Below are 24,240 nucleotides of genomic sequence, written 5' to 3'. Positions count from 1 at the left end.
GCAATTAATATCAACAATTTACACTAAGCATACCAATATAATTGCGCAGAGTATTAAAACTATGAAATCAAACCATCCTCTCGACCGCTTTGACTTGAAAATCTTGCGCGAGCTACAGCGTGACGGCGGGCTTTCAAATCAGGATCTTGCGGAAAAAGTCGGCCTGACCGCTGCGCCCTGCTCCCGACGGGTAAAGGCATTGGAAGAGGCCGGTATTATCAGGGACAGGGTGGTACGAATCGATGAGCGAGCGGTGGATCTGAACCTGATCGCAATTCTGCATATCAGCATGGATAAACATATCCCCGAGCGGTTCGAGACCTTCGAAACCACAATCAGCAGCTTTCCTGAAGTAATGGAATGCTATCTGATTACCGGCCATGATGCAGATTATCAGCTAAAGGTTGCAGTACCGGATATGGACCGCTATCACGATATACTGTTAGGAAAAATCACCCGGATTCAGGGGGTCACCGGCGTTAAATCCGCCTTTATTATGCGAAAAATCGTTGATACCACCGCCGTTCCTCTCAACTATATCAACGGCTAGTTAAGACAGAAAATCAGCCCTCCCAGGGATAGCTCCCCCGGCCCGCAAGCCAAACAGATGTTTGAAAAAGAATTGCAATAGGGGGTTATCGCCGTATAATCGGGCCTGATTTAAAAGTATACGCACTCAGGGATGAGCACCAATGACACGTTATGCACTCGCATTTGTTCTGCTATTACTCACCGGATGCAGCGGCGCTAACCGCCCCATGCAGCTTTCCGATACACCCACCCCCTCCCGCTGTTTTGGCAATGATATCTGTACCGCATCGACAGCCATAGAGAGAGATGCACAGCACCTTAAAATTGTTGTCAGTGGTATCTATCACCCCATAAAAGCAGCCAATATCTGGATCGATGGCACCACTTATCCACTTCAGCCCAGCCAGTCGCGAACAGTGTATAATGAGACCCCGACAGGCCTGCGCACCTCGGTTCACCGCTTCAGCACACCTCCGGGCATCAGACAGAAACTGCAGCAGGGTGTGCGGGTTAAACTGTACACCGATATGCAGAGTTACTCACTAATCCACACGCTGAAACGGCCTGGCTATACTGACACTCAGTGGCAATCCCTGCTGGCAGCCGTTGAACCTGAACGCAGCCCGAACTGAGGTCATAATACTAACTGTGCGCCTGACCCGAACCATTCTGAAGCGCACAATTCGTTCAGCGCCCCCTCTCACACCTGAAAAGCAATGAGCTGCAATCGTTGCAGCCTGATGTTTCCCCGTTATAATCAACAGTCAACAACTCCACATCTATTTCAGGAAGAGATACCCCCATGAAGTACCTGCTTACATTCTGCCTGGTTTTACTCAGTGGCTGCACTAGTCTGGCCCAGCAATATAATCTACCAGATCATCTCTATGATGAGGTGATTCATCCACTCAGCTGTAACCAAAATGAAGTGTGCAGCGCACTCTATATTGACTACAACCGCCCCAAAACACTGAAAATAGCTATCAGTGGTGAATATCATCCGATCAGCGGCGCGACTTTGTGGATTGATAATACAGCCTATAAGCTGACACCCACCGAAAGCTATACCCGCCATGGTGTGACAGTGTCTGGCAAGCGGATTGCGATGCGTCCTTTCATCTCAGAAACACCGCTAAAAGCACTGCTGAAGCAGGCAACCAAAGTCACTCTGGAAAGCAATCAGCAGAGCTTCTCTATTACGACAGTGATGAAAGAAAAGGGGTATATTCACCCTGAGTGGCGTGCCCTGCTGGCAGGACTGGATTGAGTACTGACCGTTTAACCATATCTTGACGTCAGGATGGGCAGTTCAGCAGCTGTTGAACCGCCCCTCTGTGAAATCTGAGCAAGCTGATAAAACCGTTGAACTTATGGGTCTACACACCCTCTACCGCAACACGGTGCAGCAGTCCCTCGTACAGCGGTGCCATATTATCCCAGCTCAGAGCCGATATATCCGGTGCAGAGAGCGCCTGTCCGGCACGCTTCAATCCGGCTAAGTGGATAACGCTGTCCACCAGGCTTTGAGTCTCACCTTCACCGCTGCAATAACAGCCGCTTGCCGGTAACAGTTGCGGATAAGCCAGCCGTCCGGGCACCAACGGCATGGCGCCTGCAGCAACCCCTTCCAGCACCGCGATCCCCTGAAAGTCATGTAACGCCGTTGAGAGAACAACATCAGCCTGCTGCAACAGACGGCGATACTCTGCAACCGACTCAACATATCCCCAATGCCCCAGCCGATCGCCCAGCAAAGCCCTGAGTTCCTGAAACGCTTCAGGCACGCGGCGAAACTGCTGACCGACAAGATCGAGCCTGAAATCCACTCCGGTTTCGCACAGTTGCCGGGCAGCCCTGAGCAGTAACTCTGGCCCTTTATCGAACTCCCAGCGATGATTCCAGATCAGCCGGAGCGGCCCGGGTTGTGGGGCATGGGGCAGAAAAACAGATTGCGGCAACGGCACCGGCAACACAGAAGAGCGTCTCTCCAACTGCTCAATCACACCCGCCGGAATCTGATCGGGAAGTTTTTTTAGCAATCGACGACAGCCGTCGATAAAGGTATCGCGATTATAGTCGGTATTGAAACAGATATGGTCCGCCGCTAAAGCGGTATAAAGGTTAAGTATCTTCGGTTCGACAGTGCCATACTCCCGGCCGGATTCGGGATAGGCAAACTGATTTTCATGAAAATAGACCAGCGTTGGTATACCCGCCAGATGAGGCACAAAGCCGCGTAACGCTGAAAGATCAGTCATTGAGGTGGCAATCAGCAGGTCATAGTCCTGCTCAAGACACTCACGCTCACTATATGCCCAACTGAGACTATTACCCCGTATGCGCCAGGAAAAATAACGCGGCGGCAGGGTCAGCACGGTCCATTGGTGTTGCCCGAGATTAGCGACCAGCCCGCGATGCCAGTAGGCATGACTGGCAGCATCATAGGCGGACAGCAGGAGTATCTTCATAATGCTCTATTGTGCATACAGAGAGCGATAACTTCGAATCCAGGCTTCACTTGCCAGGGCCTCAGGAAGCCGCTGTTTCAATGTCCTCAGGGCGTCAGCTTTGCTGACAAAACTTTCTTTCAACAACACCACATAATCGTGCTTAGCAAGGTTAACGGTTTGGGCAATCCGCGGGATGTGGTAATCGCTGATAAAACGAATACTGCTCTCCAGACTGGTCAGCCGTGCAAGCTGCACCACAAACAGGCCCGCCGGTTGCGCTTTCAGCCAGTTAAGATCCCGTAGCGATGGTTCAGCATCCGCCTGAACCGCTGATGCCAGCCCGGAGGTATCAGACCGCGCAGCCTCTGCCTGCCCGGTGGACTGATCTGAGTGATTCAGTGAAATACTGTTGTTGCGCGGGCGGGGCACAGCTGCCCCAGCCTGCTGTACCGCAGCTAAAATCTTGTCATACAGCACCTGGGTTTTCGGATTACCCAGCTCGATACTGGCGTCAGCATAGGCCAGCGCCTGCATCAGATCCTGCGGCACCACTCGCCCTTGGGAATAGATCAGTGCCAGATTATGAGCCGCATAAGCGTTACCCGAATACACCGCCTGCCGATACCACCCGATGGCACTGCCGGGGTCAAAGTCAATCAACAAAACCCCCAGTGCCAGCTGCGCCTTATCATTTCCCGCAGCGGCTGACTGTTCTATCCAGGGGCGGGCCGCAGCCGGGTCTTTTGTCACTCCCTCGCCCTGCAATAGCATCAAACCGGTTTTTAACTGACTGTCCGACAGGCCCGCTTCTGCTGAACGCTGGTAGAGAGTAAAGGCCTGATGGATATCCTGGGGTACCCCTTCACCCTTTTCATACAACAGCGCCAGATTACGCATCGCTTTGGCATTGCCCAGTTCTGCCGACTGCGTGTAATAGTTGATACTCTGTTGCAGATCGATCTCAGTGCCTTTGCCTTTCTGATAGGCTATCGCCAGGTTATAAGCCGCTTCAGCATGATCACCTGCAGCTGAGATCCTCAGCCACTCGACCACCTTTTGCCAGTCAGGTGTACCACTCTCAACACCAAGCGCATAGAGACGGGCAAGGATAAAAGCGGCCTGAGGGTCTCCCACCTGAGCCAGGGGCAGACAGCTATGGTAGGCCTGCATCACTTTCCCTTCGCTATACGCCTGCTGGCACTGCTGCATCTGCGATGCGTACACCCCACTACCCAACAGTGTTATAACGGCCGCAATGGCCAGCCTTAATCCCTTGAGCATTGTTGATCCTTTAACACCATATTTCTGCTTGTTCATCCAATCCGATTGACACACCGTCAGATCACCCAGAACGCGACGGGATTAATCCACCGGTTTATAAGCGGAGAGAATCGCCCGATAGGTGCGATACCAGACCCTATCAGACAGCTTTTCAGGCAACTTCCCAGCTGCAATTGCCCGGGCACCGCTCAGGGATGCACTCGATTCGGCATAGAGCACCACATACATATTCCCGGCAGCGGTCACAGCCCTGAAGTAGTTAGCTTTGCCATCCAGTTGATTTTTTTTCAGAAACACTCTGACCGAATCTTCACTGCTCAGTTGTACCAGTTGCAACACATAATGCCCTTCAGGCTGCGACTTCAGCCAGGAGAAATCGTGCCGACCAATAGCCGCCTGATGATCTGTTTCAACGTCAGCCAGATCAGCCGTACTAACATCAGCATTGACGCTGGTATTCTGATCATCCTCAGCAACCGGCACCTGCTCTGATGTCGTCGCCGGTGCAGCAGTGGTTAACTGATTATTTCCGGCATCAGAATCTTTCTGTGTCTGTTCCGCAATGCGCCGGGATTCCATTTCAGTGTCTGTCTGATCAACCATGCTACTATTATCGACACTGATATCAGCACTGACGACAGTATTCTGATCATCCTCAGCAACCGGCACCTGCTCAGATGTCGTCGCTGGTGCAGCAGTGGTTAACTGAGTATTCCCTGCCTCTGACTCTGCCTGCGTCTGTTCCGCGATGCGCCGGGATTCCATTTCAGTGTCTGTCTGATCAACCATGCTACTATTATCGGCACTGATATCAGCACTGACGACAGCATTCTGATCATCCTCAGCAACCGGCACCTGCTCAGATGTCGTCGCTGGTGCAGCAGTGGTTAACTGAGTATTCCCTGCCTCTGACTCTGCCTGCGTCTGTTCCGCGATGCGCCGGGACTCCTCGAGCGCCATCTGCTGGCGCAGGCTTTCGACCAGATCAACAGCCGCTTCATAGTTCAGCCGTTCACTCTCTTTTGCATGGTGCAGAGCCTTATCAAGATCCATCTCTTCAGCATCTGCTGGCTCCCGGTAGAGCAACGCCAACTGGTAATGGGCAAAACCACTGCCCTGCTCTGCAGCACGCTGATACAACGTCATCGCTTGCTGCGGATCCGTCTGTTTTAGCAGCGTCGCCAGTGTAATCTGCGCACTCAGATCACCCTTTTCGACCGCTAGCTCCAGCCAGTGGCGCGCCTGAGAGAAATCCTGAGGCGTCCCGCTCCCTTTAAGATAACTGATACCAGTCTTTACCTGGCTGGCCAGGTGCCCCTGCTTTGCCCCTTTAAGATACCAACTGAAGGCAGTTTCCAGACTCTTGGGGACGACATCCCCCCGCTCGTAAAGCTTCGCCAGGTTATAACAGCCGGGCCCATACCCCCACTCAGCAGAACGGGTCAGCCACTGCAATGCCAGATGCAGATCTGGAGGACTTCCTTCGAAACCCTGGCTGTATAGGTTAGAGAGAATGAAGCTGGCTTCACCATCCCCTTTTGCAGCCTGCGGCAGGCAACGCTGTAGCGCTGCGCGGGTTTGTTTATTTTCATAGAGTGTTCGACAGCTCAGATCTTCAGCCTGCGCTAAAGAACTCCAGATGAGTGAAACACTCAGGAGATAGAAAACAGTTCGGGCCATAGTTTGTCCGTAACAGCAGTAACAAGGTCATTTATATAACAGAGGGGCCTTACGAGCCCTGCGCTGGCTATAGCAGAATCCCGTATTTATCAGGACTCTGGGGGCACGTATAACTCCTGCAAGCGCCTGAATTTCCGAATCCAGTGGCTCTTTCGGGCAGACGCCGGAATCTCCGCCACGGCCTGTTCGGCCTCTGGTATGGTTTTATAGTCACCATAGATCAGCACATAAAACAGCCCTGCTTCACGCTGAGTACGAAAATACCTGACACTGTCAGGCAGGTTATGCTGCTTAATATACTTGAGCATCCCTGCTTCATCGGTGCCATACCGTAGCTGAAGGGTAAAATTGGGTGGAAACTGATCCATCACCCAGCCATCCGCCAGCGCATAGGGGTTATCCGGATGCCATTCAATCGGTTGCGGCAACGACTGGCCCTCAGTGTCAGGCAGTGCTTCAGCTACGTTAACGTCCTGAGAAAGCTCAGTAGCAGACGGGGCCGGCTGCGTAGCGGCCAACTCCGTTGGTGCCGATTCAGTCGTAGTTTCGCTTCCCGTTGAGGACTCACCGGTCTCAGGTAGCTGCGCCACTGCTTTAGGTTCGGCTTCAACTTCTGGTTCTGCATCGGGTAACACACCATCGACAGAGAGCGTTGCCAGTAACAGCTGCTGTTCACCTGAGCCATTTTCGGGAACCGACTCACGTATCAGCCGCGTTAACTGCTGTTTTTCTGCCTGAAGTTCAACCACTTTTTGCTGTTCTGTTTCAAGACGAATCAGATTTAACAGGGACTCGGCTTCACTGTTTCCGGCATCAACGGCCTGCTGCGCTAACTCGGCGGCTTTCTTATGATCTGCCTTAACCCCCTGGCCGGCATAGTACACCAGAGCCAGGTTTTGCAGCGCCAGGCTGTTACCCTGCTTAGCCGAGCGTTGATACCAGATCAGACTTTCGGCCGGATCGATCTCAGCGAGAATCACCCCCATCGCCACCTGGGCATTGCCATTACCCGCTTCGGCTGCCTTTCTGATCCAGTGTTGCGCCGATGCCCGGTTAGCCGTTACGCCACGCCCTTCCAGCAACATAGTGCCTGCCTTAAGCTGAGCACTGACCAGTCCCTGCTGAGCGGCTTTCAGATACCACTGATAAGCCCGCGACTGATCTTTCTCCCCGGCAGCACCGGTTTCAAACATCGCTGCCAGCAACTTCTGCGCCTTGGCATGTTGCGCCAGAGCCGCCTGCTGATACCAGTGTCGCGCCTGACTATTGCTCTGGGCAACCCCCTGCCCCAGTTGATAAGCCAGACCCAGACGATAAGCCGATTCGGGATGGCCCTTTTCTGCGGCAACCTTATCCCAGAAGAGTCCGCGCTGATCATCCTCATCCGTACCCAGCGCCTGATAATACATCGTCGCTAACAGAAAGGCGGCTTTGGCGTCTCCCAGTTCAGCGAACTCCTGGCACTGCCCCCGGGCACTCTGATAATCGGCAGTGGAAAAAAGCTGATAACATGCATTGGTGTCCTGCCCACCGGCAAACGAAACAGAGGAAAGTAGCAGAGCAGAACCCGCGCCAAGCAGTACGGGTAAATGAGCCATTCGGTTCAATGATATTGACTTCGATCTTATTAACATAGTCCCTACCGCAATTCTGAAGTGCTTTATAGAAGCCGCTTCATAGCATTTGTACTGCTTAACTCCCCCCCGGAGCTAAGCAGAAAACTGGCGACCATAACAATCCTCTGTTGGGAGCCATTTCCAGCCAGTCTTTATCATATACTGACGGTACCAAACAGGCGGGCACATAAAGGAACTATACCGGCCTGCAAGCAAAGTACGGGGAGCCACCGCTCCCAACGACAATTTAACAAATTGTCGGCTGATGAATAAGTGATATTACTCACTATTTAGCTTAAAAACGAAAAAACCGGCATCAAAAGCCGGTTTTATTATTATAGTTGGGATATCTCGCTGCGGGCGCTATGCCAAAGCCCCCGACGGAATCTCCCTGCGGGAGCGGCTGTAGATGAACAGCGCCAGAAACACCAGCAACCCCAGGCTACTCATCCACCATTCACTATGGGGCCATAGCATCACCCCACCGGCAACACCCGAGATCAGTCTTAACAGAGGGTTAAGCGGACTCTCAAGATACCCCTCCATAAAGCCAACCAACGCGTAGATACCGAAAATTGCGAAGAAGAAAATACTCAACACCTCAGCGGTAGTACCACCAATAAAATTGGTATAGGCAAACAGCAACGGCACAATATAAAGTCCCTTAGCGATCTTCCAGGCAGTAAAACCAGTTGCCATCGGCGGCGTTTTTGCAATCGCAGCAGCGGCAAAAGCGGTCAGGCAGACCGGTGGAGTGACATTGGAGTCCTGAGATAACCAGAAGATAATCATATGGGCAGACAACAAGATCATGGTCAGATGCGCCGGATCGATCGCCTGCTCCAGCAACTGGCCTTTAAAATCTCCGGGCACCAGTGCAAGTAACTGTTGAGCATCCACCTTGCTCATCGGTTCAGCCAATAGCGCCGCTTTATCTGCATCGACCAGCAGGAAGATGGTTCGGGCAACTTCCGGCAGCGTCCCGTTGACCATCATATCCACTAGTTGCATCTCCGCAATCAGGTTATACAGTGCTGGCGCTGACAGGGTAGCCAGAACAATATAGGCCGCCGTTACCGGCAATCCCATCCCAAGAATCAGAGACGCCAGGGCCACCAGCAGCAGGGTAATCAGCAGACTGCCACCGGCCCACTCGGCGACCATCAGAGAGAAGGTGTTACCGATACCGGTCATCGCCACGACGTTGACCACCAGCCCCACAGCGATCAGCAGCATCGCCGTGGTAGCCATATTTTTAGAGCCCTGAGCAAGGGCATCAAAAACATCTTTGAGACCCATTGGATGTTTCGATAACCAGGAGGCAACCACCACCGAAATAATGGAGATACCCGCAGCGTAGGTAGGCGTAAAACCATAGATCAGCAGACTCACCAGCACCACCAGTGGCAACAGATAGTGCCAGCCATCCCGGAACACCTCGCCAATGGGGCGGGTATCCAGTTCAACCGCCTGCGCCTGACTGCGCATCGCCTCAACCCGGACAAAAAAGCCCACTGAGAGGAAGTACAACAGTGCCGGCAGTGCCGCCACGGCGATCACATCCACATAGGGAATCTGCGTATAGGAGGCCATAATAAAAGCCCCGGCCCCCATCACCGGCGGCATCAGTTGCCCCCCGGTAGAGGCTGCCGCTTCGACACCAGCTGCAAAGCGGGCGGGAAAACCTGCCTTCTGCATCAGAGGGATAGTAATCACCCCGGTGGATACTGTATTCGCCACCGAGGAGCCGGACACCGAGCCCATCAGGCCTGAACCCAGCACCGCAACGAATCCGGGACCGCCCACCATCCGGCCGGCCGCACAACGGGACAGCTCGATAATGAAATCACCGGCACCGGACTTCACCAGAAAGGCACCAAAGAGAATAAACATGAACACATAGGTCCAGGATATCCGGGCGATCTGACCAAACATCCCCTCTGAAGAGAAGTAACTGCGATACAACAGTGTTTCCAGACTCAGGCCCGGGAAACCGAAGATCCCGTCAATATATTGCCCCCACCAGAAAACATAGGTCAGAGCGACCAGAATCATGCAGGGAATGAACCAGCCAGTGGTCCGGCGCGCCATCTCCAGCGCAATAAAGATGGCACACAGCGAGAAGACCCAGTCGAGATCATCAAATTTAACGCCCCGGGCGTACAGGGCATCTTCGAAACCGATCAGATAGAGGGTACAGGCGATCGCAGCACACCCCAGCAGGATATCGAGTATCAGCGTAATACGACGCCCGGCACTGGTGTTACAGCGCATCATCGGCACCATCAGCGCACATAACAGAGCAAAACCACCAAAATGGATGGCAGACACCCGCAACTCTGACACCGTGCTGAGCGTGTTAAAGTAGATGTGCACCAGGGCAAAGGCAACGCCCGCCCAGTAAATAAAGCGTCCTGTAAGCGAGTGTTCCGGACGCTGCAACAGCTCCAGACTCTTCAGCTTTGCAGCGGTTTCCTGATCGGTATTGGCATCAATAGAACTCATAGCGGTATTCCGTTGACAATAAAGGTAGAACGTAAGAGATCGGGGGCGTTGGCCGCCCCCGGGGGATCACTGAACTGATCAGCAACAGGGATCACTCAGCAATCAGGTGCTCAGGAATAGTCAGACCCGCTTCCCGGTAATAACGGGCGGCACCAGGGTGCAAAGGAAGTGGTAAACCAGCAATGGCTTTTTCCAGTGCCATCGCTTTAGTCGCTTTGTGAATACCGTTCAGGAATGGCAGGTTTTCATAGATAGTTTTCGTCAGCAGATAAACATCTTCCTCTGACAGATCATCGCGGACCGCCAGGAAGTTAGGCTGAGCCATAGTGTTGATATCTTTTACCTGACCCGGATAGGTATTCGCCGGAATCACATAACGGGTCCATAGCTTATAGTTACCGTTGGCTTTTTCAATCTGCTCATCGGTAAAGTCCAGCACGGTCATATCACTACCCAGGGACGCATATGCCCGGGTAATCGCAGAGGTAGGCACACCGGATGGGATATTCATCCCTTCAATGGTGCCGTTCTGCAGCGCATCGGCACTGGGGCCGTAGCCCATATGAGCCATATCCATGCTACCTGCATCGATGCCCAGGCCTTTCAGAATCTGCAGACCGGAGCCCTCTGTGCCGGAATTTTTCTTACCTATGGAGAATTTTTTCCCCTTCAGACCGTTAAGATCATCAACGGTGCCGGTTTTCGCCAGATCTGACTTAACCACAAACTGCTCAACGTTCTGCCACAACATAGAAACCGAACGCAGGTTTTTCTTCGGACCGGTTGAGGCAAATGCGCCCTCACCACTCCAGGCCCAGGCGCCATAGAGTCCCTGCAGAATCGCAAACTGAGCCTCATTTTCGCTGAGCAACTTAATATTTTCACCTGACCCGGCAGAGTTGATAGCAGAGAGTGACACCTTATATTTAGGTTCAAGCTTTACTTTTGTCAGCGTTGCCAGAGCCACACCGACCGGGTAGTAGGTTCCACCGGTCGAAGCGGTCGCAAGAATATAGGAGCGATTCTCTTCTGCCTGCGCGATCGATGCGCCACCCAGAGCAGCACTCAGCGTGACAGCCAGACCCAGGCCTTTGATCAGAGTTCGTTTACTACTTTGCATGTTTAATTCCTTCTCTCGGGATTTATTGTTAGTGTGCATTGTATTAAGCAATGCCAATGCCAAGCCAAACAAAAACTCACAAGCTATTGATAATAAAAAAGTTTTTATTATTTTCCTCTTCGATTTTCAGAGCTGATAAGCAAAAAGCTGCCGATTACCCCCGCAGCAGATAAGCAAGATTTTGCCTATAAATGCGTTCACTCCCCCTCTTCAGACAGACAACGTCATACACAGGGAGGGGTAAAATTAAAGTAAAGCAGAGTTTTTCAGAAATGCGGGGAGAATAAGCAAATTTTTGCCTATTCTCCCGCTGAGTCGATGAACTGCGAACGGTCGATCTGATATTTAACCATTTTCTGGTTCAGTGTGCGGCGTGGCAGGTCCAGCATCTCCATCACCGCTTTGATATTGCCCTTGTGCTGCTGCAATGCATCGCAGATCACTTTATATTCAAAATTTGCCACCTGCGCGGCCAGCGGCAGAGCGCTCTCCAGCCGCTGATTACTCAGCGGTTCAATAGCCGTTTCCGGGTAGATCAGATCGGCCACCGGCAGCATATCATCCAGGGCATAACGCACCGCGATATTCTTCAGTTCCCGGACATTCCCCGGCCAGGCATACTGTTGCAGATTGGACAGATCCTGACGGGTTATTCTGCGCAGATCCCGGCCGTGCTGGGTAGCGGCCTGGCGGGCATAATATTCAAACAGCAGCGGGATATCTTCGATACGTTCACGTAACGGTGAAAGGTAGAGGCAGGACACATTAAGCCGGTAGTAGAGATCCTGGCGAAAGTTTTCCTCGACTGACAGATCCGCTTTGGAAGCGGCAACAATGCGCAGATCCACCGGCACCTGTTTATTCGACCCCAGCGGCTCAATTACCCCCTCCTGTAAGCTGCGCAATATCTTCACCTGCAGGCTGGCAGACATGCTTTCGATCTCATCCAGCAACAGCGTACCACCATCAGCATGCTGAAACTTACCGGTGCGTTTTTTTGCTGCACCGGTAAACGCACCCGCCTCATGGCCAAACAGCTCCGTTTCAATCAGATTCTCCGGAATCGCACCGCAGTTGATGGGCACGAAATTGCGCTCACTGCGGGGGCTGAACTCGTGCAGACACTGGGCCACCAGCTCTTTACCGCTGCCCGTTTCACCGTAAATAATCACGTTGGTATTCAATGCGGCGTATTTAAGAATATCCCGCCGCAGCTTCTGAATAGCCGGAGAGATACCGATGATTTTAGCGTCAATCCCGCTACGAGAGGCCAGATCCTGTTGCAGACGCAGATTTTCCAGCACCAGCAGTCGCTTCTCACAGGCCCGGTTGATCGTCTCTACCAGGCGTTCCGGAACAAAGGGTTTCTCAATAAAATCATAGGCGCCATCGCGCATGGCACCGATCGCCATGTCCACATCACCATGGCCGGTAATCAGAATCACCGGCAACTCTGGGATGATAGCGCGGGCTTCCTGCATAAACTGTAAGCCATCCATCTCCGGCATACGGACATCGCTGACCACCACACCGGGAAAATGTTCATTGAGATGGGTCAGCGCCTCGCGTGCCCGGTCACAGGCAATCACCCCAAAACCTGCCATCTGCAGCCACAGGGTGGTGGATTGGCGAATCACCGGATCGTCATCCACCAGCAAAACCTGACCTCTGTTCATCTTCACTCCTCTGGTTGCCTGATTAATGGCAGGGTAACACTAAAGCAGGTATGCCCTGGCCGACTGTTAACCCGGATCGCCCCACCCAGATCCTGCACGATTGAGCGCACAATCGGCAACCCTAACCCCAGGCCCTCACCGATCGGCTTGGTGGTGAAGAAAGGCTCAAACAACTGTGCCTGACTCTGCTGATCAATCCCCTTACCGTTATCACGGATCTCAATAGTAACGGTTTCTGTTGTCTGCTGTATCTGAATTTCAAGGCGCGGCGCAGCAACATCGGCCAGGGCATCACAGCCGTTACTGATCAGATTAACAAATATCTGCTCCAACCGGGCACTGTCACCGCTGACCTGCAATTCTGCATCGGGACGGGGATAGTACAGCTCAATCTGTTGCTGCTGCAGCCGGCCGCGAAACAGATCAACCACCTGATCCAGCGCCAGCAGCGGATCAACCGGGGAAAGATGCCGGGGCTTCTGGTAAGCAAAGGTTTTCAGCTGCCGGGTTAGCACCGCCATCCGGTTGATCAGGTCATTAATCTGTTCGAGACTGCTGTCCAGTTGCTCCGTTTGCTGTTGCTCTATTAACTGGCGACAGATCGCAATATAGGTTCTCAGGGCGGTCAGGGGCTGGTTTAACTCATGCACTACCGCCGATGACATGCGCCCCAGAGCCGCCATTTTCTCCGCCTGCACCAGCTCGTCCTGCGCCTCCCTCAACGCCAGAGTACGCTGCTGCACCTGATCTTCAAGCTGATCATTCGCCTGTTGCAACGCTCGCTCCAGTCGCTTACGCGGAGTAATATCAATAACCGTGACCAGATAGTTAACACTTGCATCCCGCTCGATCTGCTTGATTGAAAACAACATGGGAAAAGTGTTGCCATCGGAACGTTTACCCACCGTCTCCATCGCTGTCACCGGCGCAAACCCACGACTACCAAGACGATCCAACACCCGTTTCATCACCCCCTGATAAACGTCTGGCTCGATGAGATCTGCGATACTGGTGCCCTTAATCCGCGCCATTGATACCCCAAACTGTTGCATCGCCATCGGATTGATAAACAGGATACACCCCTGATTATCCAGGGTGATCATACCGACATGGGCGTTATTGATAATATCCCGCTGCCGCGCTTCACTGCGTTCCAGTGCCTGCTGCGTCTCCCGGCGGGAGATATGCTTCAGCTGCCGCTCCCGCAACAGGAAAACCAGCAGTGAGATAACGATACAGAATGCCAGACTGAACAACGTTGCATTGCGCTGTATCCGGCCCACCTCCCGCAGGTCATTGAGCACCGACACCTGCCAGCCCAGGTCATCCAGAGTGACGCTCTGCAATACTGCCCGGGTACCATTATGCAGTGTTACCAGCCTGATCTCAGAGCCATCGTATAACTGATCAGTGCGCTGTTTTAGCACCACATCCTGAAACTGTTTCGCGGTCTGAAACGGTTTACTGGCGATCAGAAGCTGTCCCGCTTTGCTGAACAGGTAATGGCTGGTCTGATCCAGCCCCGCCTGCAACAGCGTCAGATCCAGCCGAACCGTTGCCACCCCCAGCAGCTGGCTCTTCATATATACCGGAGCAGACAGATAAACAGCACCATCACTCTCAGCAGCGGGTAAAACCAGTTGAAACCCCTGCTGGCCCTCCAGCGCCTGAAGAAAATAGGGTTGCTGACGATGACTGACCGCATAAAAATCCTGCTGTTCCCGCCAATGACTAAACGCCTGAGCACGGCCCTGAGCATCCAGGATAAACAGCGCTGTGGAGCCCGCCACCAGATTAGTCTGTTCCAGATAACGGCTGACCCTGGCAATTTTATCCGGTGAGGGGTTACGTAACAGTTCAGCCACATCATTACTTTGTGAGATCAGAAACGGCAGGTATTTATAATCTGCCAACTCGGTACGGGTCTGACTGATAATGTTCAGCAACTGGTTTTCTCCGCTCTCCTTCAGGTCGGACAGCGCCCAGTTACGGACAAACTGATTCACCAGTACCGTACCGATGAGTGACAGCACCAGCATCAGCAGGGCAAGCGGAACAAAACGCGGAAACTGCACTCACTCTCTCCTGTTGTATGTTAGCCCAGTGTTGATCACACCATAATGGGCAAACAGATAATCAGGAATCACCACTGGCGCTTCGGCGCTGACCCGTCGCGCACCGCCTGATACCAGGCCGGGGCATCCGTCAGTGCCAGCAGCTCATCGATCGGTGGATATTCCAATCCTTTCTTATGACAGAAATCAGCAAGGTCAGGAAAGCTCCACTCAAACAGCGTATCTTTATACTCCTGAGGATCAAGTCTGGATTGCTCATACATCCCCGCCTTCAGACGCTGGTTCTGTGCCTCCACCAGAATAATACCTGCCGCAGTAGAGACGTTAAGTGATCCCACCATCCCCATCATCGGTATCAGAATATGCTCATCGGCGAGCACGGCCCCCTCATCACTGACGCCATGCTTTTCGGCCCCCATCAGCAGTGCACAGGGCTGGGTGAAATCGACCTCACGATAATCGATCGCCCGGTCAGAAAAATGCGCTGCATAGATCTTCATTCCCTCCGCCTTAACGGCGGCAACCGCCTCAGTAACACTGTTATGATTTTGCGTTGTCACCCAGCGGTCGCTGCCCCGGGTGGTCCCCTTAAACGCATAACCCTCTTTTGGCGTCACCGTATGGATGCGCGGAATGCCCACGGCATCACAGGTGCGTATCAGGGCAGCAATGTTGCGCGGCTTATGCACCTGATCGGTAATCAGGGTTAGATCCGGCTGGCGACGATTGAGGGTTTGAGTCAGTTTTGCGGTACGTTCCGGGGTCATCGGGGTCCCAAATTAAGCTGGTAACAAAGTTGCCGTCATATTACTGAAAAATGTTGCGCTACTCACTGCAAAAATAGAAATCTGTGACATAATTACCGCCTTATTATTTTCATTAACCGGAATCAACATGTCAGCTGCACCAAACATCATCGCGTTTCAGGGCGTCGAAGGCGCCTATTCACATCTATCCTGTCGACGGGTTTTCCCTGAGATGGAGGCGTTTGCCTGTGAAACCTTTGTTGAAGCGATGTTTATGGTGGACCAGGGCAAAGCCAAACTGGCGATGATTCCACTGGAAAACTCAACTGCAGGCCGGGTGGAAGAGATCTACCGGCTGATGCCTAAAAGTGAGTTACATATTATCGGCGAGCATTTTGAACCGGTTAATCACTGCCTGCTGGGCATCAGGGGAACCACAATTGAACAGCTGAAAACGGTTTCATCACACCCACAGGCGCTGGCCCAGTGTGACGGCCATATCAAACAGCTGGGCTTAGAACCTATTGCCGCATTTGATACAGCGGGTTCTGCCTATGAACTGGCACAAACCCCGGATAACACCCATGGCGCTATCGCCTCAAGTCTGGCAGCCGAGCTATATGATCTGGAGATCCTGCAGGACAACTTTCAGGATGTCACCGGCAACACCACCCGCTTCCTGATTCTCTCCAGTGAACAGGGGATTCCGGAACACAAGCCCGATACCCCCTACATCACTTCTCTGATGTTTACCGTACGCAATATCCCCGCAGCACTCTATAAAGCTCTGGGAGGTTTTGCTACCAACGGCATCAATATGGTGAAGCTGGAAAGTTATATCGGCAACGGCCTGACAAAAGGTGCCAGCTTTCACCTGGATGTCGAAGGCCATCCCGATGACCGGATGATGCAGTATGCCCTGCAGGAGCTGGAGTTCTTTACTAAAGAGATGCGCAACCTGGGCACTTACGAGGCCCATGAGTTCCGCGCTCAGAACCGGCCACTGCCGGAGTAAGCAGCTCAGCAGATATTCAGCGAGCGCTGAATATCTGCGTGGTATATCCCGTTTACTCCTTACTCAGCTTCAGATAAACCCCCAGAGACATCAGCAGTGCCACGGCGGCCATCAGCATCCAGACCGCATTCAGTACATGTCCGCCACTGTCCACCAACAGCGATTTAAACATCAGCAACAGAGACTCTATCGACACCGCGATCACAATGGCTGACATAAAGCGGGTGATGGTGCGCCTGGAGGTATCGTGATGATGAATATCTTTATGGGCCAGCACCTCCTCTTCCAGAATGGTTTTGCCCAGATCAAAGATCGCCAGCCCCAGCGTAATCAGAATCACAATTCCAAACGAGCGGGTGGTGACATCTCCCCCCAGCTGAAACGCTTTCCACAGTGATACCCCTGCGGCATAAATCAACAGCATAGAGACCAGCACCAACATGCCACCGATAGCGGCGTAGATACTCTGAAAAATGGGATGGATACCGGCCCTGATCTGATCGCCTTTCAGATATGAGATCAGCCGCTGCAGATTAAAATTCATCACCAGATAACCGGCAACATTCCCCTCAGAATCATGTACCGCCTGAATACTGGAGATCGCCAGTTGGTGGGTGGCACAGGAAAGATAGGGATCGGTGACGCAGACCTGATTATCGGTATTACGGGCGATCAGCATATAGGGACGATGACTGCGGTCGCGACCTTTACCCGGCTCCCGTTGCTGTCGATAGCTGACCCCGGGGCTGCACACGGTATCCATTAGCTGCACCCCATTAATATCCACGCTATACATCAGCTCAGCAAAGGGATAATAGCGGGATAGACGGTTCATCACTCCGGCCTGAGCCTCTCGGTCGGAGAGCAGAGTGGTGCCCGAAAAGCTGGTCATCATCGATGCCAGCAGCCGGTGAATCGCCTGCTCATATTGCTGATAATTTTCAATCAGTCGTAAATGGTTTTGCCTCATCTCGCCTTCACTTAACATTTATAAATATAGGGTGTGCCGCCTGCGCCTCCCTTTTTAGAAGTCCACAGGCAACACGGGTGCAAGGAGAAAAAGCACGCCGCTAACCCGCGCGCTTCATAATGTCAGTTTGAAGAGAGTACGAAACAGTTTTCGTCGGGGTCGTCCGCCAGGCTGCGCAGATACTCGGTGGCGCGACTGAGGGTTTTAGTCATTGAGCTGGCGGCTGATGAATCCTCGATGATAACCGGGGACTGACGAGAAAATTCAGAGTCTTCCTGAATTGAGTGATTAGTGTCCATGAATCCTGTCTGCATAGTTTTATTATTGTTTGTCTGAGTCGCGGCCATACCCTCCGGCATCTGCACAAGGCGCTATAACCGCGTTACGAAGATATAACAGTACAGCATTTCACAAAGCCATTTAGCCTATTTTTCAAAAAAGCATGAAACCTATTACCTTAAAATGAAAAAACTCAAAGACTATAAAACAACAATAAAAAGCAGTTTAAAGTCATATCGACCTTTTTTGACCAGTTATTACAAAACCGTACCTGAGCGATCACAGACCATCCCATCGAACACAAGCGCAAAGACCCGTTCAGATCATCCACCCCAAAGATAACAAAGGATATTCACGGCTCCATATAACCGGCTCCACCCTGCTAATTGACGATTACCAGGCTATCGCATCAACAACGGGCTGTGCAGCTGGCAGCTAAAAGACCAACCCACAGCCCCCGGAATACTAAGTATTGATCGCGCGGAACTCCCCTGTCGACTGCGTCGCAAGACTGACCAGATAGATCGCTAACCAGGAAGCGACAAAGCCTGGCAGGATCTCATACACCCCCGGACCGCCCATGAAGCTGCTATTCCAGCCCAACTGAATCCAGACGATGACGGTGACCGCACCAACCACCAGCCCGGCCACGGCCCCCGTACCGGACATCCGCGCCCAGGTCAGCGACAAAATAATCAGCGGACCAAACGCCGCACCAAATCCGGCCCAGGCATGACTCACCAGCCCCAGCACCTTAGAATCGGGGTTACCCGCAATAATCGCTGCAGCGATCCCCACCAACAGCACACTGATACGCCCGATAAGCACACTTTCCTGTTCACTCGCTTCCTTATGCAGAAACAAACGATAGAAATCCTCTGTCAGCGATGATGAAGACACCAGTAACTGACTGGAAATCGTACTCATGATAGCCGCCAGCAACGCTGCATAGAGAAAGCCGGTGATCAATGGGTGAAACAGCAGATCGGCCAGAACAATAAAAATAGTTTCGGCGTCCTTGATATCCAGACCATTGCGCACCGCATAGGCACGACCGAACACGCCAAGACAGATCGCACCAATTAACGAAATCGCCATCCATGACATACCGATATTCCGCGCAGTGGACACCTCATTAACCGAACGAACCGCCATAAACCGCACAATGATATGCGGCTGACCGAAATACCCCAGCCCCCAGGTCACCGCAGACAGAAACCCGACCACCGTCAACCCATGGGTCCAGGATAGAAAGTTCGGGTCCACTGTTGATAACGTTTCTGAGGCCTGGCTCAGCCCTCCGCCGCCGCTGCCAAACAGCACCACAACAGGCATCAGCACCAGTGCGATCATCATGATACAGCCCTGTACAAAGTCAGTCAGACTCACCGCTAAAAAGCCGCCAATCACCGTATAGGTCAGCACAATGCCAAGCGTCAGCCAGATGCCTACGGAGTAGTCACTGACTCCGCCTACACTGATCAGACCGCTAAAAGCGCTGGAAAACAGCTTACCCCCCGCCACCAGACCGGAAGCGGTATACACGGCAAAAAACACCACAACAATAATTGCGGACACCGTTCGCAGAGCAAAGGCCCGGGAAGGAAAACGACACGCCAGAAATTGCGGAATAGTCAGACTGTTGTCATAGCGTTCGGTCTGTTCACGCAAACGCGGCGCAACCACAATCCAGTTGACCAGCGCTCCCACCAGCAACCCTATACCGATCCACGCCTGCACCAGACCTGACGCAAACAGGGCTCCCGGCAGTCCCAGCAACAGCCAGCCGCTCATATCCGATGCCCCGGCCGATAGCGCCGCAACTGATGGCGGCAAGTTGCGTCCGCCCAGCATGTATTCTTCAGATGAAGCCGTTGACTTACGCCAGGCATAAAAGCCGATCGCAATCATCAGTACAAAATAAAGAGCCAGGCTAATCCATACACCGATAGCCATAGAAATGCCTCCATAAACTGGCCAGCACGACAACCTTCTGCACTACCAGAATTCTTATTTGATTACCTTAAGTAGTAGTCGCTAACAGGCTACTCCTCAAGGTGAAATTAAAATGACAGCAAAGACTTTCAGCCAGAAACCGGCACCCAACAGTGCTTTTTCAACACCTAAAAACGCGTTAATCACAGCGCTTCCGCAGCAGTCCGGACAGTCGAATCTCCGGATTTTTTTATATAAAAGCTCAACAGCCTTTGTGCGCCCGCACGGCATCCAACCCTTGCTGAGCCAATTCAGCAAAAGTGATTTTGACATTCCAGCATGTAAAGCTGATGCCATTTACTTACGCGCCAAACCGGAGTCATCACATATGTTGAGAGGTGAAAAGCAGTTTTATCTTGAAGAGTATGGATCATTTCGTGAATACGAAAGTAGAGGACTAAACCGTTAGAACAGCGCCAGATTGATGACAGGGTCTGATATGGCTAATCCATCAGTCCCCTGTCAGCTTTATTCTTATTACATTGTCAGTCAATACCACTATGCGTAATTAAACTGACGTCACATTTTCAGCCCCCCAGACATCCAGCCAGATAAGCTTCCCAGTCTGAGATCTTGCCATAAAACCGGGTGTGTTCCAGCCTTTCCAGTTTCCCCTCTTTTTCAATAATCAGCGTTGGATAACCGCTGACCTGCATTTGCCCCATTAAGCGATGACTCTCCTTAATGATATCCATCATCTCAGGCTCAAACTTCACCATGTGTTGATTCCATTCGGTTTCGTCTAAGCCGATGGATACAGCTAGCTCTGCCAGCACATTCAGTTCATCTAAGTGTTTACCATCCTGGTAATGCGCCTGCTGCAGGGTTTCCAGCATTATATCTGCAGCGATCCCCATTTCCTGCCCGACCAGGAAGGCGCACGTAGGGGCATATGAATCCACAACAAATTCACCTTCCCCCGCCACTCTCGCCTGATAAGCCTCTCCGAAGTGCACCCCCGTCATGGCCGCAATTTTTCTATCGGCGTGCAGGATATGTTGTCTGAAAGCAGGATCAATGGCTTGTTTCATGATCATGCCGCCTGGGTGGTAAATGATCTTAAATCCGGGCGTCGCTGCAAGCACACCTATTAATGGCGACGCACCATAACACCAGCCACACATTGGATCGAAGAAGTAATGTACATTTACCATTGCATTTCTCCCTTATGCACTTTTGCGGCGATGTTCAGATTCAAAGCACCTTTAGCATTCGGGTATTTCGCAGTCATCACCTGAATAAGCTCAGCGCTGCTCTGGCTTTCTTGCTTCGCATGCTGGAAGTCAGTGATGTAGTTCATCGTGTAAGTAATAGCACTTGAATCAGCCGTCGTATCGGCTGTCATATGGCCTGGAATCACAACTGCTGGCCTGAGCGCCAACATCTCTTTTAATTGCGTTACCCAGGCAGCCTGGGATTGGTCAGATTGCGCATCAGCCATCCACAGGTGAATATTGCCAAATATGGCGACGTTACCCAGAATCGCTTTATTTTCAGGGATCCATAAGTATGGACGGTGAGCCAATACACCTTCGGTACCACGGATTTCAATGACATGGCCATCGACAGTCAGTGTGGATTGATTGTACACAGCGGGCACGATTGGCTTCAAAGGTGCGTTATTGCCCATTTTAGGGCCCCAGAAAGCCACTTTTCCAGCCAGCTTCTTCTCTATTACTTTTTTGACCGCAGGTGTCGTAATGATCTCGGCATCAGGGAAGATTTTGTGCAGAGTCTCTGCACCAAAGTAATAATCAGGGTCTGCCTGGCTGATAAAAATGGTTTTAAGTGCTTTGCCCGAATCTAATACTTTTGCGGCAATGCGCAGAGCATCCGCTTTGGTAAAACCGGAATCGATAACCATCGCTTCCGTATCACCATACACCACGGTAGACGTCACGCTAAAACTACTGGCTTCGGCGTTATATACATCCAGGGTTAATGGTGCCTTGTCTGCAGCAAAAGCTGAGAATGTGATCAGGGTCGAGGCGACCAGCGTGATAAGTTTTTTCATCTGTTTCTCCGGTAAAGGCTCGATGGTGAGCGTAGACTCATAATAGAGAATTGATCTGACCGAAAAAATAGATAAAAATGAACATTATTATTTCATATATCGTTCAAATAAGGAGAAGATAATGGATCGGGTGATCGCCGCTCAGGTATTTATCGACGTCGCGGAATCACGCAGTTTTACCCGTACGTCTGAGCGTTTAGCTATGTCGCGCCCCATGGTGACACGTTATATAGAAGCGATGGAAGACTGGCTGAAAGTCCGTTTGTTACATCGGACAACCCGTAAAATATCGCTGACCAGTGCCGGAGAAGCGTGCTTAAAAGATGTCGAACGATGGATAGAACAGGCGGACAACATTACCACTCTTGCCAATACGGGCGAAGAATTATCAGGCTTGCTTCGCATCACCGCCAGTGTGTCGTTCGGTTATTCTCAACTGATGCCCGCGATTCAGAGTTTTATGGCGCAGCACCCTAAAATCAGTATTGATATTGATTTAGAGGACAGTACCGCAGACTTAACAGAGAAACGTATTGATCTGGCCCTGCGAATCGCCTCAAACCCAGACCCTCAATTAATCGGTAAACCGATAGCGGTGTGTGAATCAGTATTGGTGGCATCACCGGCGTATCTTGAGAAAGCGTGTAAAACACCAAGCGAGATTCAACACCCACAAGACTTAATCAACTACGAGTGTTTAGGTTATAAAAACTTCGAGCGTCACATCTGGCATCTGTCTCAGAATGAACAGTTCGAATCGGTATCGGTACACTGCCGTGTAACGATTAACGAAGCAACAGCGTTAATGCACGCCACCTTAAATGGCATGGGCATTAGCCTGCAACCGACTTATTTAGCGAATCGATATATAAAAGAAGGCCGACTGCACCACCTTCTGCCCGAATGGAAACCGAAAGACCTGTCTGTTTATGCTTTGTATTCGTCCAGAAAACACCTGTCACCGAATGTCCGGGCATTAATAGACTACTTAGAAGATTACCTCTCAGCCCACCCCTGGTAACAAATCCCTGATAACCCCAGGCAGGGGGCGACCGGCTTGCCCTCTGTCATCAATTTATGCTCACACTTCACATCAGCCAACGCGAAAATCGCGCCGCGGCTTTTGAGTCAACCGGGGATGATGATAATTCCCGTGCGTTACAAGCCGAGCTCACTCAATCCGGGGTGGTCATCCGGCCTGCGACCCAATGGCCAGTGAAACTTCCGCTCAGTCTCTTTGATCGGTAAATCGTTAATGCTCGCAAAACGTCGCTGCATATAGCCTGACTCATTAAACTCCCAGTTTTCGTTACCATACGAACGAAACCACTGACCGGAGTCATCATGCCATTCATATGCAAACCGAACTGCGATTCGATTTTCCGTGAAACTCCATAGTTCTTTGATTAAACGATATTCTGATTCACGGGCCCATTTACGCTGCAAAAACTGATGGACCTGCTCACGCCCCTCAGGAAATTCTGCCCGATTTCTCCAGACGGTATCTTCTGTATAGACCTGTACAACCCGATCCGGATCGCGGGAATTCCAGGCATCTTCGGCCATCCGGACTTTTTTAGCAGCCGTTTCGGGATTAAATGGGGGTAAAGGTAATTTCTTTTCCATAATGATCTCCTGCACTCTTTATGCACTTTTCCTGTACTCAGGTAGACAGATCTGTCTACCCGCAAACAGAAGACTACACAAGGTAGACAGGTCTGTCTATAATGTGCCAATGCAACCCATTAAAAAAATACCCGCCCGCGACCGCATCCTGACCTCTGCCCACGACCTTTTCTATCTCTATGGCATCAGGGCTACAGGAATAGATCGGATTATCGCGGAATCAGGCGTAGCCAAGGTCACCTTCTATCGCCACTTTCCAAGCAAAAATGATCTGATCCGGGCCTTTCTGGAATACCGGCATCAACGCTGGATCTCATGGTTTAAGGGCGCACTGGAACGACATGGTCAGGACATTCATGCGATTGTCCCCGCCCTGGCTGAGTGGTTTCACAGTGAGCAATTCAGAGGCTGTGCGTTTATCAATTCCGTCGGCGAACTGGCGAATGAGTTACCGGAGGTCTGCGAAATTACCCGCCATCATAAGCAGCACATGATTCAGGTCATTTCTGAGTTAGTGCCGCAATCGACTCATCGTGACGAGCTGATAAATGCACTGGCCGTTGCCATAGACGGCGCGATTATCCATGCACAATACGACACCACACCCGAGAACGCACTGAAGGCCGTCGATCACATCATCGCCGTATTGATTCCATAATGC

22 protein-coding genes are annotated in these 24,240 nt (G+C 51.8%); 7 read left to right on the top strand and 15 right to left on the bottom strand.

The window, feature by feature from the left end:
• Positions 1-61 precede the first annotated feature (61 nt).
• The 3 genes from JW499_RS09620 to JW499_RS09610 all read left to right on the top strand — a co-directional run bounded on the left by JW499_RS09620 (position 62) and on the right by JW499_RS09610 (position 1,798).
• Entirely contained in the window at positions 62-550 is a 489-nt protein-coding gene (locus tag JW499_RS09620) for an Lrp/AsnC family transcriptional regulator (RefSeq protein ID WP_205210394.1), read from the top strand.
• A gap of 142 nt (positions 551-692) precedes the next feature.
• Complete coding sequence (locus tag JW499_RS09615) at positions 693-1,163, top strand: hypothetical protein (RefSeq protein ID WP_205210393.1); 471 nt, start codon at positions 693-695, stop codon at positions 1,161-1,163.
• A gap of 170 nt (positions 1,164-1,333) precedes the next feature.
• Entirely contained in the window at positions 1,334-1,798 is a 465-nt protein-coding gene (locus JW499_RS09610) for a hypothetical protein (protein WP_205210392.1), read from the top strand.
• Between the two features lie 109 nt (positions 1,799-1,907).
• On the opposite strand, the gene JW499_RS09605 is transcribed toward JW499_RS09610, so the two are convergent.
• The 9 genes from JW499_RS09605 to trmH all read right to left on the bottom strand — a co-directional run bounded on the left by JW499_RS09605 (position 1,908) and on the right by trmH (position 15,701).
• On the bottom strand, positions 1,908-2,999 hold the full coding sequence (locus JW499_RS09605; RefSeq protein WP_205210391.1) for a tRNA-queuosine alpha-mannosyltransferase domain-containing protein: 1,092 nt from the start codon (positions 2,997-2,999) through the stop codon (positions 1,908-1,910).
• Positions 3,000-3,005: 6 nt separating this feature from the next.
• Positions 3,006-4,262: a tetratricopeptide repeat protein gene (locus tag JW499_RS09600; RefSeq protein WP_205210390.1), complete on the bottom strand. Its 1,257-nt coding sequence runs from the start codon at positions 4,260-4,262 to the stop codon at positions 3,006-3,008.
• A gap of 81 nt (positions 4,263-4,343) precedes the next feature.
• Entirely contained in the window at positions 4,344-5,942 is a 1,599-nt protein-coding gene (locus tag JW499_RS09595; protein WP_205210389.1) for an SEL1-like repeat protein, read from the bottom strand.
• A gap of 89 nt (positions 5,943-6,031) precedes the next feature.
• Positions 6,032-7,540 (bottom strand): SPOR domain-containing protein, encoded by a 1,509-nt coding sequence (locus JW499_RS09590; protein WP_205210388.1) that lies wholly within the window; start codon positions 7,538-7,540, stop codon positions 6,032-6,034.
• A 381-nt stretch (positions 7,541-7,921) separates the two neighbouring features.
• Positions 7,922-10,063, bottom strand: a complete 2,142-nt coding sequence (locus JW499_RS09585) for a TRAP transporter permease (protein ID WP_205210387.1) — start codon at positions 10,061-10,063, stop codon at positions 7,922-7,924.
• 91 nt (positions 10,064-10,154) lie between these two features.
• Complete coding sequence (locus JW499_RS09580) at positions 10,155-11,183, bottom strand: TAXI family TRAP transporter solute-binding subunit (protein ID WP_205210386.1); 1,029 nt, start codon at positions 11,181-11,183, stop codon at positions 10,155-10,157.
• Positions 11,184-11,482: 299 nt separating this feature from the next.
• Complete coding sequence (locus JW499_RS09575; RefSeq protein WP_205210385.1) at positions 11,483-12,859, bottom strand: sigma-54-dependent transcriptional regulator; 1,377 nt, start codon at positions 12,857-12,859, stop codon at positions 11,483-11,485.
• A 2-nt stretch (positions 12,860-12,861) separates the two neighbouring features.
• Positions 12,862-14,934 carry a sensor histidine kinase gene (locus JW499_RS22430; protein WP_205210384.1) on the bottom strand — a complete coding sequence of 691 codons (2,073 nt, stop codon included), beginning with the start codon at positions 14,932-14,934 and terminating at the stop codon, positions 12,862-12,864.
• 68 nt (positions 14,935-15,002) lie between these two features.
• Positions 15,003-15,701, bottom strand: a complete 699-nt coding sequence (gene trmH / locus JW499_RS09565; RefSeq protein ID WP_205210383.1) for a tRNA (guanosine(18)-2'-O)-methyltransferase TrmH — start codon at positions 15,699-15,701, stop codon at positions 15,003-15,005.
• 127 nt (positions 15,702-15,828) lie between these two features.
• Between trmH and JW499_RS09560 the strand changes: the two genes are divergently transcribed.
• Positions 15,829-16,695 carry a prephenate dehydratase gene (locus JW499_RS09560; protein WP_205210382.1) on the top strand — a complete coding sequence of 289 codons (867 nt, stop codon included), beginning with the start codon at positions 15,829-15,831 and terminating at the stop codon, positions 16,693-16,695.
• A 52-nt stretch (positions 16,696-16,747) separates the two neighbouring features.
• Here the strand turns inward: JW499_RS09560 and JW499_RS09555 are convergent, their stop codons facing one another.
• The 3 genes from JW499_RS09555 to putP form a co-directional block, all read right to left on the bottom strand.
• On the bottom strand, positions 16,748-17,665 hold the full coding sequence (locus JW499_RS09555) for a PDC sensor domain-containing protein (protein WP_205210381.1): 918 nt from the start codon (positions 17,663-17,665) through the stop codon (positions 16,748-16,750).
• Between the two features lie 122 nt (positions 17,666-17,787).
• Entirely contained in the window at positions 17,788-17,964 is a 177-nt protein-coding gene (locus JW499_RS09550) for a hypothetical protein (RefSeq protein WP_205210380.1), read from the bottom strand.
• A gap of 445 nt (positions 17,965-18,409) precedes the next feature.
• Positions 18,410-19,900: a sodium/proline symporter PutP gene (gene putP / locus JW499_RS09545; protein WP_205210379.1), complete on the bottom strand. Its 1,491-nt coding sequence runs from the start codon at positions 19,898-19,900 to the stop codon at positions 18,410-18,412.
• Between the two features lie 112 nt (positions 19,901-20,012).
• Here putP and JW499_RS09540 point away from each other — a divergent pair, with 112 nt between their 5' ends.
• Positions 20,013-20,348: a hypothetical protein gene (locus JW499_RS09540; RefSeq protein WP_205210378.1), complete on the top strand. Its 336-nt coding sequence runs from the start codon at positions 20,013-20,015 to the stop codon at positions 20,346-20,348.
• Positions 20,349-20,466: 118 nt separating this feature from the next.
• On the opposite strand, the gene JW499_RS09535 is transcribed toward JW499_RS09540, so the two are convergent.
• Together JW499_RS09535 and JW499_RS09530 are read right to left on the bottom strand one after the other, a co-directional pair.
• Positions 20,467-21,093, bottom strand: a complete 627-nt coding sequence (locus JW499_RS09535; protein WP_205210377.1) for a DsbA family protein — start codon at positions 21,091-21,093, stop codon at positions 20,467-20,469.
• Complete coding sequence (locus JW499_RS09530) at positions 21,087-21,953, bottom strand: MBL fold metallo-hydrolase (protein WP_205210376.1); 867 nt, start codon at positions 21,951-21,953, stop codon at positions 21,087-21,089. Before JW499_RS09530 ends, JW499_RS09535 begins: the two co-directional genes overlap by 7 nt.
• A gap of 121 nt (positions 21,954-22,074) precedes the next feature.
• On the opposite strand from JW499_RS09530, the gene JW499_RS09525 reads away from it, so the two are divergent.
• Entirely contained in the window at positions 22,075-22,974 is a 900-nt protein-coding gene (locus JW499_RS09525) for a LysR family transcriptional regulator (protein WP_205210375.1), read from the top strand.
• Between the two features lie 137 nt (positions 22,975-23,111).
• Here JW499_RS09525 and JW499_RS09520 read toward each other — a convergent pair whose 3' ends face one another.
• Positions 23,112-23,579: a nuclear transport factor 2 family protein gene (locus tag JW499_RS09520; protein ID WP_205210374.1), complete on the bottom strand. Its 468-nt coding sequence runs from the start codon at positions 23,577-23,579 to the stop codon at positions 23,112-23,114.
• A gap of 109 nt (positions 23,580-23,688) precedes the next feature.
• Between JW499_RS09520 and JW499_RS09515 the strand changes: the two genes are divergently transcribed.
• Positions 23,689-24,237 (top strand): TetR/AcrR family transcriptional regulator, encoded by a 549-nt coding sequence (locus JW499_RS09515; RefSeq protein ID WP_232846320.1) that lies wholly within the window; start codon positions 23,689-23,691, stop codon positions 24,235-24,237.
• Positions 24,238-24,240 lie beyond the last annotated feature (3 nt).

The sequence above is a fragment of the Amphritea pacifica genome (assembly GCF_016924145.1).
Taxonomy (GTDB): Bacteria; Pseudomonadota; Gammaproteobacteria; order Pseudomonadales; family Balneatricaceae; genus Amphritea; species Amphritea pacifica.
This window is presented reverse-complemented; position numbering and strand designations above follow the sequence as displayed.

Coding starts and splice junctions, on each gene's coding strand:
- JW499_RS09620 (WP_205210394.1), top strand. CDS start 62: ATGAAATCAAACCATCCTCTCGACCGCTTTGACTTGAAAATCTTGCGC.
- JW499_RS09615 (WP_205210393.1), top strand. CDS start 693: ATGACACGTTATGCACTCGCATTTGTTCTGCTATTACTCACCGGATGC.
- JW499_RS09610 (WP_205210392.1), top strand. CDS start 1,334: ATGAAGTACCTGCTTACATTCTGCCTGGTTTTACTCAGTGGCTGCACT.
- JW499_RS09605 (WP_205210391.1), bottom strand. CDS start 2,999: ATGAAGATACTCCTGCTGTCCGCCTATGATGCTGCCAGTCATGCCTAC.
- JW499_RS09600 (WP_205210390.1), bottom strand. CDS start 4,262: ATGCTCAAGGGATTAAGGCTGGCCATTGCGGCCGTTATAACACTGTTG.
- JW499_RS09595 (WP_205210389.1), bottom strand. CDS start 5,942: ATGGCCCGAACTGTTTTCTATCTCCTGAGTGTTTCACTCATCTGGAGT.
- JW499_RS09590 (WP_205210388.1), bottom strand. CDS start 7,540: ATGGCTCATTTACCCGTACTGCTTGGCGCGGGTTCTGCTCTGCTACTT.
- JW499_RS09585 (WP_205210387.1), bottom strand. CDS start 10,063: ATGAGTTCTATTGATGCCAATACCGATCAGGAAACCGCTGCAAAGCTG.
- JW499_RS09580 (WP_205210386.1), bottom strand. CDS start 11,183: ATGCAAAGTAGTAAACGAACTCTGATCAAAGGCCTGGGTCTGGCTGTC.
- JW499_RS09575 (WP_205210385.1), bottom strand. CDS start 12,859: ATGAACAGAGGTCAGGTTTTGCTGGTGGATGACGATCCGGTGATTCGC.
- trmH (WP_205210383.1), bottom strand. CDS start 15,701: ATGACCCCGGAACGTACCGCAAAACTGACTCAAACCCTCAATCGTCGC.
- JW499_RS09560 (WP_205210382.1), top strand. CDS start 15,829: ATGTCAGCTGCACCAAACATCATCGCGTTTCAGGGCGTCGAAGGCGCC.
- JW499_RS09555 (WP_205210381.1), bottom strand. CDS start 17,665: ATGAGGCAAAACCATTTACGACTGATTGAAAATTATCAGCAATATGAG.
- JW499_RS09550 (WP_205210380.1), bottom strand. CDS start 17,964: ATGGACACTAATCACTCAATTCAGGAAGACTCTGAATTTTCTCGTCAG.
- putP (WP_205210379.1), bottom strand. CDS start 19,900: ATGGCTATCGGTGTATGGATTAGCCTGGCTCTTTATTTTGTACTGATG.
- JW499_RS09540 (WP_205210378.1), top strand. CDS start 20,013: ATGACAGCAAAGACTTTCAGCCAGAAACCGGCACCCAACAGTGCTTTT.
- JW499_RS09535 (WP_205210377.1), bottom strand. CDS start 21,093: ATGGTAAATGTACATTACTTCTTCGATCCAATGTGTGGCTGGTGTTAT.
- JW499_RS09530 (WP_205210376.1), bottom strand. CDS start 21,953: ATGAAAAAACTTATCACGCTGGTCGCCTCGACCCTGATCACATTCTCA.
- JW499_RS09525 (WP_205210375.1), top strand. CDS start 22,075: ATGGATCGGGTGATCGCCGCTCAGGTATTTATCGACGTCGCGGAATCA.
- JW499_RS09520 (WP_205210374.1), bottom strand. CDS start 23,579: ATGGAAAAGAAATTACCTTTACCCCCATTTAATCCCGAAACGGCTGCT.
- JW499_RS09515 (WP_232846320.1), top strand. CDS start 23,689: ATGCAACCCATTAAAAAAATACCCGCCCGCGACCGCATCCTGACCTCT.